This is a genomic window from Candidatus Tumulicola sp., from assembly GCA_035601835.1.
Taxonomy (GTDB): domain Bacteria; phylum Vulcanimicrobiota; class Vulcanimicrobiia; order Eremiobacterales; family Eremiobacteraceae; genus DATNNM01.
In genome coordinates, this window is sequence record DATNNM010000016.1 from 215,620 (window position 1) to 228,804 (window position 13,185).

Below are 13,185 nucleotides of genomic sequence, written 5' to 3' on the forward strand. Positions count from 1 at the left end.
AGAGCTATATAATTCTCATCGGCAAAGCGGAGCCCTTTGCTTAAGGCAGCTTGGCCTCTTCGAGCGCCCGCAGCAGTTCGACGTTGGCGCGCTGGTAATCTGCCACCGCCGCGTGCTCGCTGGTGATGGCGATGTGAGCGCGCGGATCGGCAAGCACGCGGCGCAGGTAACGCCCGGTGTACGAGCGGTCTTCCCGGGCCACCGCTTCAGGCGTCCCCGCGGCGACCACGGTGCCGCCCTTTTCGCCGCCATCAGGCCCGAGGTCGATGATGTAATCGGCGGTCTTGATGACGTCCAGGTTGTGCTCGATCACAAGCACGGTGTTGCCCGCGTCGACCAAGCGGTTGAGCACGTCGAGCAGCTGCGCGATGTCCGCGAAGTGCAAGCCCGTCGTGGGTTCGTCGAGCATGTAAAACGTGCGCCCGGTGCTCCGTCGCGAGAGTTCGGTCGCCAGCTTCACGCGTTGCGCCTCGCCGCCGGAGAGCGTCGTCGCGGGTTGGCCCATTTGGATGTAGCCCAATCCGACGTCGCAGATCGTCTTCAATTTGTTGTGCACGCGCGTCACGTTCTCGAAAAATTCCGCCGCCTCGTCGACGCGCATCTCGAGCACGTCGGCGATCGACTTGCCCTTGTAGCGGATCTCCAGCGTCTGCTGATTGTAGCGCTTGCCCTTGCACGCCTCGCATTGCACGTACACATCGGGCAAGAAATGCATCTCGATCTTGATGATGCCGTCGCCGGCGCACGACTCGCAACGGCCGCCTTTCACGTTGAACGAAAAGCGTCCAGGCGCGAAGCCTCGCGCGCGCGCATCCGGCGTCAGCGAGAACAGCTCGCGGATCGGATCGAAGGCCCCGGTATAGGTCGCCGGGTTGCTGCGCGGCGTGCGCCCGATCGGCGACTGATCGATGATGATCGCCTTGTCGAGCTGCTCCATCCCGCGGACGGCGCCATAGGTCTCATCGCCCGACTGGCCGTGAAGATGATGCGCGAGCGCGCGATAGAGCACCATGTCCACCAAGCTGGACTTGCCTGAGCCCGACACGCCGGTCACTGCGCACAGCACGCCGAGAGGAAAAGACACATCGATGCCGGCCAAATTGTTGGCGCGCGCGTTGCGCACGGTCAACGTGCCTTTGGGCGTGCGGCGCGCGCGCGGTATCGGGATGAACTCCTCGCCCTTGAGGTAGCGGCCGGTGAGCGATCGAGGATTCGCCTCGATGTCGGCGATCTTGCCGAGCGCGACGATCTCGCCGCCTTCTTTGCCGGCACGCGGTCCGATGTCGACGATATAGTCGGCCTCGCGCATCGTATCTTCGTCGTGCTCGACCACGATCAGCGTGTTGCCCAAATCGCGCAGCGTCTTAAGCGTGGCCAGCAGGCGCGCGTTGTCGCGCTGGTGCAGGCCGATCGACGGCTCGTCGAGCACGTACAGGACGCCCACCAACGACGATCCGATCTGGGTGGCAAGCCGGATGCGCTGCGCTTCGCCGCCTGAAAGCGTCGTGGCGCTGCGATCGAGCGTGAGATATTCGAGTCCGACGTTGACCAAGAACCCGAGGCGAGCGCGCAATTCTTTCACGATCTGCTGCGCGATCTTCTTCTCGCGGGGGTTCAGACTGAGCGCTTCCACAAAGCGCAGCGCGCGGTCCACGGGCAACGCGGTCAGCTGCGCGATCGACTGAGCCCCGAGCGTGACCGCCAAAGACTCCGGCTTCAAGCGCGCGCCCTTGCACGCTGCGCACTTCACCGAGGTCATCAGCTTCTCGATCTCTTCCTTGACCCAGTCCGATGACGTCTCCGCATAGCGCCGCTGCAGATTCGGGATGATGCCGCGGTAGTGGGACTCGTAGTGCCACTTCTTGCCGGACTTGGTGCGGAAGGTGAAGCGGCGCTTTTCGTCCTCGTCGTCGCCGTACAGGATGAGGTCGAGCAGATCTTTCGGCAGTTTCTTGATGGGCGTGTCGAGGTCGTAACCGGCCGTACGGATCAGCGACTCGACCTGCTGCACGTAGAACGGGTTCATGCCCGGCGACAGATTCTTGGTCCACGGCACGACCGCGCCTTCGCGGAACGACTTATTGCGGTCCGGGATGACCAGGCGCGGGTCGACCTCGATCTTCACGCCCAGGCCGGTGCACTCGGGGCACGCTCCGTACGGCGAGTTGAACGAGAACATGCGCGGCGCCATGTCATCGAACGACAGGCAGCAATGGTTGCATGCGAACTTTTCGGAGAACTGCAGGTCTTCTTCTTTGCCGCCGGGCTTTTGCGCCAACCCCGTGACGAGGCCTTGGGTCAGCCGCAGCGCGGTCTCCACCGAATCGGTGAGCCGTTTGCGCAAGTCGGCCTTGACGACCAGCCGGTCGATGACGACGTCGATGGAATGCTTGCGCTTCTTGTCGAGCGCGATCTTGTCGCGCAGCTCATGCACGACGCCGTCGACGCGGACGCGCGCATAGCCGTCCTTGATCGCCTGCTCGAACAGTTTTTGATACTCGCCCTTACGCCCGCGCACCATGGGGGCCAATATCTGCAGGCGCGTGCCTTCCGGCAACTTGAGCATTTGGTCGACGATCTGCTCGGCGCTTTGGCGGGTGATCACGCGCCCGCAGTTGGGGCAGTGCGGAATGCCGATGCGCGCGTAGATCAAGCGCAGATAGTCATAGACCTCGGTGACCGTGCCCACCGTGGACCGGGGATTGTGGCTAGCCGACTTCTGATCGATCGAGATGGCCGGCGACAGCCCCTCGATGTAGTCGACGTCGGGTTTCTCCATCTGACCGAGGAACTGCCGCGCATACGACGAGAGCGATTCGACGTAACGCCGCTGGCCCTCGGCGTAGATCGTGTCGAATGCGAGCGAACTCTTGCCGGAGCCCGACAGCCCGGTGATGACGATCAGTTGGTTGCGCGGCAGCGTGAGATCGATGTTCTTGAGGTTGTGCTCGCGCGCGCCCTTGATCACGATCGTGTCGAGGCCACGACGAACCGGCACGGCGACGACCGGCGCCGCGTGCGGATCGGCCGGACTGCCGTTGGGACGCTTATTCATTGGGAGGCACTACTTCGCGCTCCGCTACGCGGCGTGCCTCTCATGTGGAGCGGGACCTTTGTGGAGCAGGACCTTTTAGGTCCTGCGTAGCCAGACTTTAGTCTGGCTCAGTCATTGAACGACCACGTATACTGCTTGTAGTTCTCCGTGTCGATCCTGCGGAAGCCTTTCCAGGTCCCGTTGGGACACTTCGTGTCCGAATCAAGAAAGTCGAACTTCGTGCTCATGTCCACGCAGAAATTGTACGTGCCGCCCCAATAGTGGCTCGGCCCGTTGCCGAACACATAATAGTAACGGTAGTCGAGGTCGTAGCTGACCGGGGTGGCGCATTGTCCCGGCTGAAGTACCCACCAGCCCTCGCTCTCCCACGCCGCATCGAGGCCGTCGTCATAATAGTAGGCGACCGCAGTGTCGATGCGTTCGCTGCTCTTGTTGCAGATCTGCAGGCTTGCCTGCGCGGGTCGCGGTGCGGCCAGGAAAAGTATTGCGGCGACGGCGCTGACCGTCGCGATGATGATCTTCCGATCCATGAAAAAATCTCCGGGCTGACGATATTGCCAGGGTCCCCCTCATATAGATGCCCTCGGCATGCCCTGGCTAGACGCCTCCATACCTTTGAGCGCAGCGGGAAGGTCGCCGATACGGGCGATGACGGCGTCCGGCGGGCGCGCGCCGGGCGGGACCGTTTCGCCGCGCATCTGGATCCAAATGGCGCGCATGCCGGCGGCGTGGGCGCCGGCGATGTCGCGGTTGTAGCGATCGCCCACCATGACGCTGTCTTGCGGAGTCGCTCCCGCCAGCGCCATCGCGTGCACGAAGATCGCTGGATCGGGCTTCACCAGCTGCATCTCGCCGGCGAGGATGACGTGATCGAAGAAACGTCCCAACTCCAGACGCGCGATCTTCTTTTCGTGCGTCTCGGCGAAGCCGTTGGTGATGATGGCAAGCTTGTAGCGCCCGTGCAGGGCGGCAAGCACCGGCACGGCCTCGGGAAGCAACTCGGCTCGCTCGAGCCTCAGTACATCGTAACGCTCGGCGATCTTGCCCGCGAGGCTCGCGTCTTCGATGCCGTGGCGCGCGAGAGCCGCACGCCACATCGAGGGCCGGATATCGCCGCTTCGCGGTCGCGCCGCGCCAGGTTCGAGACTTTCCCAGAAGTCGATTGCGGATTCGACGTACGCGACCGCGAGCGCTCTCGGGTCTGCTCGGATGCCGGGCGCAACTTCTCTTACCGCCGCTTCCGCGCACTGCTCGAGCGCCAGCGTGTCCTCGACCAGCGTGTCGTCGAGATCGAAGAAGATCGCGCGGACCTTCATTGATTGGCGAGCGCGCGCAGCGCTGCCGCGAACGCGTCGCTGAGCTGTCCCAAAGCCTCATCCCCGTATTTGGCGTCAAGCGTGTCGTCAAGCGTCGGCAGAACGTTGGAAACGTATCCGCCGACGCCGTAGAGAAGCGAATGCTGCCAATCCGATCCGCGCCGCAGCTTGACCGTATGGAATGCTGCTTCTGCGGCGCGCAAGCGCGCATACGCGCTCGCGGCGCTCGTCACGTCGCCGGTTGAGAGCGCGTCATCGGCCGCCTTGTCCAGGGCGGCCGCGCCTTGCGCGAAGGAATCGACAAGCGGCTGGAGCTGGACCGCCACCGCGGCCCGGCGCTCCTTGGCGTCGGGCATTGCCGCAAATGCTTTGACGCGGGTCGCCATCGCGTCGCTCAGGCCGGAAAGGCGCAAGTCCGGATACGGCGCGCCGGCGAGTCGCAGCACGGTCAGACTCGTGTAGCGTGCGGCGGCGACGGCGCGTTTCATTCCGGGATCGAAGATCTTGAGGCTGGCGATGTCATCGTATGCCGAGTGGTAGGTGCCGAACGCACCGAAGTATCCGGTTTGGCCCGCGGGCAGGTTTTCCATGAAGACAAACGGCTCGTGATCGCTGCCGCCGCCGATGTCGTCGACTTTCATCTTCGGGTCTTGGGCGCGCCAGTAGTCGGCGGTCAGCCGGCCATCCGGCGCGCTCGCAGCGAAACTCACGTCGTGGAGCATGCCGGCGAGATCGGGGGTGGCGCCCGCTCCAAAAGTCGGACCGAAGGCGACCTCGTCGGTGTTGATATACGCCACGCATCCGGCGCGCAGTTCGGCTTCGTGCTGTTGCACCCACGCCGCGCTGCCGAACAGACCGACTTCCTCTCCATCCCACGATCCGATGACGACCGTGCGGTAGGGCCGCCAACCGGTCTTCGCGAGCTTGCCGAATGCGTCGCCCAGCTGCAGCAGATCGACCGTGCCGCTGATCGGGTCGACCGCGCCATAAGTCCATGCGTCACGGTGACCGCCGGTGATCACCATCTCGTCCGGCTTCACGGCGCCTTTCAACTCCGCGATGACGTCCCAGATCGGACCGAAGTAACGATGCGATTGCAACACGAAGCGCGCGCGCAGCGCGCCGCCGCCGACATGCATGACGATCGGCAGCCCGCCGTGCCAATCGAACGGCACCGGTGGCCCTCCGTTGCGCGCCAGGAGAAGCATGGCGACGTCTGCGGTGATTGGGGAGATCGGAATCCTCGGATAGGGGAGCGATGAGAACGGCTTGTGCGGAGCGCCGGGAACGGGGACGCCGATGGCGGTCGGATCGCCGGTGCTGTCGATGCCGAGCGTCCGTCGCATTGCGGCGAAGCTGGGCCGCCATGGTCCGTTCGGGTAGACTTCGCCATGTAGGTAACCGTCCGCGCTGGGATCGTTGAAGATGAGCAGCGCTTTGGCGCCGTACTTCACCGCAGTGCGTCCTTTGCGCACGGCGCTGCCCTTGCCGTTGCGCACGACTACCAGCGCGCCGCGGACGGCGACGTGCGATGCGGTTAAACGTTTGTAGTCTTCTTCGAGCCCGTAGTTCGCGTAGACCACCGGGCCGGTGACGTCGCCGTCAAAACTGTAGCCGGCGAACGGCTTGCCGATCGCCGCGTGGTCCTTCGAATACAGATCGCCGGGCAGCGCCGCCTCATAGAGGTTTACCGCTTGATGCTGCGGTGCCACGATCTCCAAGCGCTGCACGGTTGGCACTGCGATCGCGACTTCATATTCCACGATGCGCGCATCCCAGCCCGCCGCCGCCAATCGGTCGCGCACGTACACCGCGGTGCGATAGTCCGCCGCTGAGCCCATGCGATGCACTTCGGAAGCGAGCGCGCGTTCGTAGACGTCGGCCGCCGTGACCGACGGCGAGTCGTTGACAATGCGTTCCCACTTCAATTCTTGGGCCAGCATCCCGGGCGTGAAGCCGCGTGGCTCACTCGCGACCGGATCGGCCGACGCCGTCGCCGCGACGAGCGTCAGGCAGAGAATGGCGACAAGCGCCTGCGCAGCACGCATTCTTGACGCTCCCTTTCCTAGCACGCGGTGATGAACGACATGGCGACGACTCTGCCGCCGTTGAACACGAAGCGGGCGTCCTGCACGCACGTGGGATGCGCGGGGCCGATGCGATGGCGATACTCCACGCCGCGCAGGGGCGACGTTTTCTTTGAGATCCAAGATTTCACGGGCCCGAAAGCTTTCGCGACCTCTTCAACTGTCGAGCCGATCCCAATGCCGAGGTCGGTCTTCAATCCGCCGTAGTCAGCGGCGGCGAGCCCTGCCGGCGGCGGCGAAGAGGCCTCTTCGAGCACCCTCTCGCCCCACGAGCAGCAGCCGCGCTGGAATGCTACGAGGTGGTTCGCAGCATCATACTTCACGTAGTAGCGTTGCGGCGCAAGGTCATCGATCGTCGCGCCGTCCAGTTTGAGGGCGCTGAATCCGTCTGTGACCTTTGTCGGCGAAACGCCACGGCCTCCGGTTTCGAAGGGCCATGTGAGCTGGTCGAGCGGCAAGCTCTTCACCCAGGTTATGTACTGATGGTTTGAGACGGACGGATCGGCCGCGAGCGCTCCGCCCGCGGAACAGAGGACAAACGCGAGAGTCACGGCGATCATCCGGGTGGACATCAGAAGAGCGCGGCTTCGCGCAGCTTTTCGCCGAACACGTTGGGCGCCTTGCGCGAGAGCGCCGGATCGCCGCCGTCAGGCAATTGCTTGCGCAGCTCCCACAGTTCGTCGCGCAGCGCAGCGGCCTTCTCGAATTCCAGCCGTTGGGCGGCGGCGCGCATCTCTTTCTCGAGCTTGACGCAAGTCGCGAGCAGCACGTCGCGCGGCACGTCTTTGAGCTTGCCGGCCCGGGTACGCTTGCGCTCGTCGTCGTTCGACAGTGCGGCGGCGAGGATGTCGCGCACGGCTTTGCGGATCGACTGGGGATCGATGTGATGCTCGGCGTTGTACGCCACCTGCCTGACACGTCGCCGTGCGGTTTCGTTGATCGCGCGCTCCATGGATTGCGTGACGTTGTCCGCGTACATGAGCACCGTGCCGCTGATGTTGCGCGCAGCGCGCCCGATGGTCTGGATCAGCGAGACCTCCGAACGGAGATAGCCTTCCTTGTCGGCGTCGAGGATCGCCACGAGCGAGACTTCCGGCAGATCCAGCCCTTCGCGCAGCAGATTGATGCCGACCAGGCAATCGAATTCTCCAAGGCGCAGGTCGCGCAGGATCGCGATCCGCTCTAGCGTCTCGATCTCGGAGTGCAGGTAGCGGGCGCGCACGCCCATCTCGATGAGGTAGTCGGTCAGATCCTCCGCCATCTTCTTGGTCAAGGTCGTCACCAACACGCGCTCGCCCGCCTGCGCGCGGAGGCGCACCTCCTCCATGAGGTCGTCGACTTGGCCCTTGGTGGGGCGGACTTCGATCTTCGGGTCGACGAGCCCGGTCGGGCGGATGATCTGTTCGACCACTTGCGACGCATGCTTGCGCTCGTACGTGCCGGGCGTCGCAGACACGTAGACCACCTGATTGATGTGCTTGTCGAACTCCTCAAAGGTGAGCGGCCGGTTGTCGATCGCTGATGGCAATCTGAATCCGTACTCGATCAGCGCCTCTTTGCGCGAGCGGTCGCCCGCGTACATGCCGTGCACCTGCGGCAACGTCACGTGTGATTCATCGACGAACAGCAGCCAGTCGTCCGGGAAGAAGTCCAATAGACAGAACGGGGTTTGACCAGGAGCACGGCCGGTGAGGTGACGCGAGTAGTTCTCGATGCCGTTGCAGTAACCGAGTTCGCGCAACATCTCGAGGTCGTTGCGCGTCCGCATCTCCAGTCGCTGCGCCTCGAGCAGCTTGTTCTCTCGTTTCAAGAACGCCAGGCGTTCGTCGAGCTCCGCCTCGATGCTCACGAGCGCGCGGCGCAGCTTCTCTTCCGGCGTGATGAAGTGCTTGGCCGGGAAGATCGTGATGTCGCCGAGGTCGTCGAGCATCTCGCCCGTGACCTGATTCACCCGCGTGATGTGCTCGATCTCGTCGCCGAAGAAATCGATGCGCGTCACGATCTCGTCGTCGACCGCGACGTATTCGAGCACGTCGCCGCGCACGCGGAACGTGCCGCGCACCATCGCGAGGTCGTTGCGCGTGTACTGCATGTCGACGAGCTTGCGCAGCAGCTTATCGCGGTCGAATTGTTCGCCGCGCCGCAGCCGCAGCGACATCTCCATGTAGTCGGAGGGCGAGCCGAGGCCGAAGATGCACGACACCGACGCCACGATGATCGTGTCCGGACGCGTCAGCAGCGACTGCGTCGCGGAATGGCGCAGCCGTTCGATCTCTTCATTGATGGAGGAATCCTTTTCGATGTACGTGTCCGATGAGGGGATGTACGCTTCGGGCTGATAGTAATCGAAATAGGAGACGAAATACTCGACCGCGTTGTTCGGAAAGAACTCTTTGAACTCGCCGCACAGCTGCGCCGCCAGCGTCTTGTTATGCGATAAGATCAGCGTCGGTTTTTGGGCGCGCTCGATGGTCCAGGCCATGGTCGCGGTCTTGCCGCTGCCCGTCACCCCCAGCAGGGTGTGCGCGCGGTCGCCTCGCTCGAGGCCCGAGGCGAGCGCATCGATGGCGGCGGGCTGGTCGCCGGAGGGACGAAAAGGGGCTTCGACTTTGAACTTGGGCATATCTATCTCTTCTCCGAGCTACGCTCGGAGCGCTACATTCGTGCTTGGTCCTTGGGGGGTTCGTGGACTGGTTTCGGAGAACAACTAGTCCGACCCTTGGGTCGGTGATTCCGGGGCTAAAGCTCCGGCACTACACAAGACGAACCTGATGGGAGACCGCTGTTATGGCTACGGCAAAACCGGTCCTCTTCTCCGGCAATTCGAACCGCGCGCTTGCCGTGGAGATCGCCCACAAGATGGGCACGCACGTAGGAAAAGCGCTGGTTTCGACGTTTGCCAACGACGAGTGCCGCATCGAGATCCACGAAAACGTGCGCGGCGCCGACGTCTTCGTCATCCAATCGCTATGCAAGCCGCCTGAAGCGGGCCGCTCCGTCAACGACTCGTTGGTGGAGATGCTGTTGATGACCGATGCGCTGCGCCGAGCGAGCGCCTATCGGATCACCGCCGTGATCCCGTACTACGGCTACGCGAAGCAAGACAAGAAGACCAAAGGCCGCGAGCCGATCTCGGCCAAGCTGGTCGCCAACATGCTGTCGACCGCGGGCGTGCAGCGCATGCTGACGGTGGACCTTCACGCGGCGCAGATCCAAGGTTTCTTCGACGACCCGGTCGACAACCTCACCGCCAGCTACATCCTCGCGAACTACCTCATCAACACCCGGAAGCTGCGCGGCTCCGGCGTCGTGGTGGTGTCGCCCGACGCGGGCGGTGTGGCTCGCGCCGAATCGTTCGCGAAGAAGCTGCAAGCTTCGGTCGCGATCGTGTTCAAGCGCCGGCCGCGACCCGATGTCAACGAGGTGAGCGAAGTGGTCGGCGATCTGCGCGGCAAGACCGCGGTGATCATCGACGACATGATCTCGACCGGCGGCACGCTGGCCAAGGCCGCGGAAGCACTGCTGGAGCGCGGCGCGACGTCGGTCGTCACCTGCGCCACGCACGGCATCTTCGCCGCTGGAGCGGCGAAGAAGCTCATCGACTCGCCGATCTCCGAGATCATCGTGACCAATACGATCCCGGTGCCGGACGACATCCGCGGCGACAAGATCAAAGTTCTCTCAGTCGCGCCGATGCTGGCCGAAACCATACGGCGCATCTCGGCCAACCGCTCGGTGTCCGAGATCTACGCCGAACAGGAAGAGACCTTGGGCAAGGACGGCAAGGATCAATCGCTTTTCAACCTCGAATCGCCGGCCGAAGCCGTCGGCGTCAAGTAAGGAATCATGGAACAAATCACGATTGCGGCCAAGCCGCGTAAAGAGACCGGCACGCACGCCGTCAACAAACTACGCCGCGAAGGCAAGGTGCCGGGCGTGGTCTATGGGCATCAATTCGGCGATCCGCTGCCGGTCGTCATCGAAGCGCGCGACTTGCGCAACGCGTTGCATGGCCACAACATCAACTCCGTCTTCACGTTGGAGATCGAAGGTCGCGGTCCCACGCCGGTGATGGTCCACGAGCGCCAACTCGACGTCATCACCAAGCATCTCGTGCACGTCGATCTGCACGCCGTCCGGCTCGATGAAACGGTCGAGGCGGAGGTCGCGCTGGTCGCCGTCGGAGCCGCCCCGGGCGTCAAGGAAGGCGGGGTGCTCGATCTGGTCTTGCGCGAACTCACCGTTGAGGCGCTGCCGGGGAACATCCCCGAGAAGATCGAGGTGGAAGTCAGCGGCCTGAACATCGGCGACACGCTCCACGTGCGCGACCTGCCCGTGCCGGAGGGCGTCAAGGTCGTCGACGAGCCCGACGAAATCGTGTGCACGCTGCTGCCGCCTTCGAAGATCGAAGAAGAGGTGCCCGTGGTGGCGGCCGAGCCGCTGCAACCCGAGCTCATCGGCGAGAAAAAAGCAGAGGAGCCCGAGGCAGAGGCGGAGGCCTAAAGGCCGCTGCTCAAGCCGGCGGACTCAGGCGTTTCCCGTCTGGTCGTCGGACTCGGCAATCCGGGGCGTTCGTACGTCCGGACTCGGCACAACGTGGGCTTTCGCGTGGTCGAATTGCTGGCGCGCCGGCACGGCCCGGTCACGTGGCGCTCGAAATTCGATGCGCGCACGGCGCAGGTGCCGGCGCTCGGCGCGCTGCTGGCCATGCCCCAGACCTACATGAACGATTCCGGCGACAGCGTCGCACCGCTCGCTTCCTTCTATAAGCTGGCGCCGCCGCAGCTGCTCGTCGTCTGCGACGACGTGAATCTGCCGTTTCGCAGGCTCCGCGCGCGCCGCAGCGGCAGCGAAGGCGGGCACAACGGGCTGCGCTCCATCATCGACGCGCTGCACTCAGACGATTTCCCTCGTTTGCGCGTCGGCGTCGGACGGCCGGGACCGGCGCCGCTGATCGGCCATGTCATCGGCCCGTTCAGCGCCGATGAGGAAGCCGCGCTCGACGAGGTCATCGGGCGTGCGGCCGATGGCGTCGAAGCGTTCTTGCGCGACGGGGTAGAGGCCGCGATCGCGCTCGTCAACGCGGAGGGCGGCTGGCTCGTCGAACCCGAATGACTCTGTGTTGATCAATTTTGCGCCGCAGCTTGGACGCATACTGATCGTAGCCGGACTGGCGCTTGCCACTATCGGTCTTCTGCTCTACTTCGCGCGGCCGCTCCGCTTGGGCGCGCTCCCTGGCGATCTTACGTTTTCGGGGCGCGGCTGGCAGATCGCCGTCCCGCTTGGAACTTCGCTGCTGCTCTCCATCGTTTTGACGATAGTGTTGAATGTGCTGTTGAGGCGGCGCTAGAGGCGATGGACGCATTCCTGGAACCGGATCCGGAAAAATTGACGACGGCGCGACCGTTCGTCGGGCGCGCGGTCGTCATGCGCCTGGACGAGGCGCTTTCGGAATCGGCGACCTTGAGCTCCGACCTCGTGTTCATGCGCCGGCTGGGCGTGCGCCCGCTCGTCGTGTACGATCTGGCCCAGCGGCGCACTGCGGCGAGGTTGATCGGGAATATCAATCGCGTCGGCGGCGAGGCGGTCAACCTGGATGGCAGCTCGGCGAGCACGCTCGTGGTATCCGTGGATGAGGCGGGTGCGACCGCAGTGCGATCGGTGAACGTCCAGCTCGTGTCGTTGCTCCTGGAAAAAGGCTATATCCCGCTGTTCGCTTCGGAAGGCGCCGCCGTTTCGGGTCAACCCGCGCCGCTGAACGGCGACGACGCCGCGTGCGCGTTGGCCGGAGCCGTCGGCGCTGTTCGTCTGATGCTCAACGCGCCATCAGGGGGCGTGCCGGCAGCCGAAGGCATCATCGCTGAGTTGACCGCCGCCGAAGCGCTCGCGCTTGCCGACAGCACAGATCTTTCTCCGCAGTTGTCGCGGCGTCTCGTCGCGGCCGCGCTCGGCGTACGGGCCGGCGTCGACGCCGCGCAGCTGCTGGACCTCGCCGCCGCGCACGCGGCGGTGACGGAACTGCTCACCGCCCAGCACTTGGGAACGCAGATCGTTTCGAACGTTTTGCTGGCGTGAAAAAAGGCGTGGAAAAAAAGAACCGGGGCTAAAGCCCCGGCACTACAAACTCGACTATTAGACCACTAGAAGTTGCCGCGGCCTCCGCGCGGGAGCATACCTGGGTCGAACACCGCTCCGCCGAACGAAACCTGCGTTGGATCCAACATCAGTCTGTAGCGGAAACCGTCGAGCCCAGTCGCCGAGACGAACGCCGGGTCCATGATATCTTCGTCGCTCACATGCATGATGAGGATCGAGCCGTCACTCGTCGTCACGCGGGCACGGTCGCCGGTGAAGTACACGGTTGCCGGCTGCATGCCGAAGGGTCCGAACACCGTCGCTCGTAAGAACCTGCCGTCAAGCAGATTGCCTTGGAATTGAACCGCCGCCGCCGGACGCGGTGATGCCGCGGCTACGAAAAAGAGCGCCACGGCTAGTGCCAGGAAATTACGCATGCTCTAGAAGCCCCCTCGAATCCCTGTATGGCGATTGTACATCACGGCCAGACGCGATTCAAGGGGCCTGGCTGGAGCGCCGGCTGCCGGGGTCGGTCACCGGCTCACCGCGCCGGCACAGCGGGCAAGCTTCCGGGGGATAGTCCGCCAGCGGCAGGTCGAGCAGGGCGGTCACCGGATACGCGAGCTTGGGTTTGCCGCGCTTGACGATGGGT

Annotated in this window: 12 protein-coding genes; 5 read left to right on the plus strand and 7 right to left on the minus strand. The window is 64.0% G+C overall.

Annotated features, from left to right (window positions below; translation table 11 throughout):
* Window positions 1-40: 40 nt before the first annotated feature.
* From uvrA to uvrB, 6 genes are all read right to left on the minus strand, one after another.
* A complete protein-coding gene (gene uvrA, locus VN934_11455; GenBank protein ID HXM19407.1) occupies window positions 41-3,055 on the minus strand; it encodes an excinuclease ABC subunit UvrA in 3,015 nt (1,004 codons plus the stop codon).
* Between the two features lie 107 nt (window positions 3,056-3,162).
* Window positions 3,163-3,585, minus strand: a complete 423-nt coding sequence (locus VN934_11460; GenBank protein HXM19408.1) for a DUF1036 domain-containing protein — start codon at window positions 3,583-3,585, stop codon at window positions 3,163-3,165.
* A gap of 39 nt (window positions 3,586-3,624) precedes the next feature.
* Window positions 3,625-4,371 carry an HAD family hydrolase gene (locus VN934_11465; GenBank protein ID HXM19409.1) on the minus strand — a complete coding sequence of 249 codons (747 nt, stop codon included), beginning with the start codon at window positions 4,369-4,371 and terminating at the stop codon, window positions 3,625-3,627.
* Entirely contained in the window at window positions 4,368-6,419 is a 2,052-nt protein-coding gene (locus VN934_11470; protein ID HXM19410.1) for a M28 family peptidase, read from the minus strand. The genes VN934_11465 and VN934_11470 overlap by 4 nt, the downstream gene beginning before the upstream one ends.
* A gap of 17 nt (window positions 6,420-6,436) precedes the next feature.
* Window positions 6,437-7,030 carry a hypothetical protein gene (locus tag VN934_11475; GenBank protein ID HXM19411.1) on the minus strand — a complete coding sequence of 198 codons (594 nt, stop codon included), beginning with the start codon at window positions 7,028-7,030 and terminating at the stop codon, window positions 6,437-6,439.
* Window positions 7,030-9,081: an excinuclease ABC subunit UvrB gene (gene uvrB, locus VN934_11480; protein ID HXM19412.1), complete on the minus strand. Its 2,052-nt coding sequence runs from the start codon at window positions 9,079-9,081 to the stop codon at window positions 7,030-7,032. The genes VN934_11475 and uvrB overlap by 1 nt, the downstream gene beginning before the upstream one ends.
* 164 nt (window positions 9,082-9,245) lie before the next feature.
* Between uvrB and VN934_11485 the strand changes: the two genes are divergently transcribed.
* The 5 genes from VN934_11485 to VN934_11505 are packed head-to-tail and all read left to right on the plus strand — an operon-like array spanning window position 9,246 to window position 12,533.
* Window positions 9,246-10,298, plus strand: coding sequence for a ribose-phosphate pyrophosphokinase (locus VN934_11485; protein ID HXM19413.1), 1,053 nt, complete (start codon window positions 9,246-9,248; stop codon window positions 10,296-10,298).
* Window positions 10,299-10,304: 6 nt separating this feature from the next.
* Window positions 10,305-10,961, plus strand: a complete 657-nt coding sequence (locus VN934_11490; protein ID HXM19414.1) for a 50S ribosomal protein L25 — start codon at window positions 10,305-10,307, stop codon at window positions 10,959-10,961.
* A gap of 39 nt (window positions 10,962-11,000) precedes the next feature.
* Entirely contained in the window at window positions 11,001-11,573 is a 573-nt protein-coding gene (gene pth / locus VN934_11495) for an aminoacyl-tRNA hydrolase (protein HXM19415.1), read from the plus strand.
* 4 nt (window positions 11,574-11,577) lie between these two features.
* Entirely contained in the window at window positions 11,578-11,808 is a 231-nt protein-coding gene (locus VN934_11500) for a DUF2905 domain-containing protein (protein ID HXM19416.1), read from the plus strand.
* A 5-nt stretch (window positions 11,809-11,813) separates the two neighbouring features.
* Complete coding sequence (locus VN934_11505; protein HXM19417.1) at window positions 11,814-12,533, plus strand: hypothetical protein; 720 nt, start codon at window positions 11,814-11,816, stop codon at window positions 12,531-12,533.
* Between the two features lie 65 nt (window positions 12,534-12,598).
* Here VN934_11505 and VN934_11510 read toward each other — a convergent pair whose 3' ends face one another.
* Complete coding sequence (locus tag VN934_11510; GenBank protein HXM19418.1) at window positions 12,599-12,970, minus strand: hypothetical protein; 372 nt, start codon at window positions 12,968-12,970, stop codon at window positions 12,599-12,601.
* Window positions 12,971-13,185: the final 215 nt, after the last annotated feature.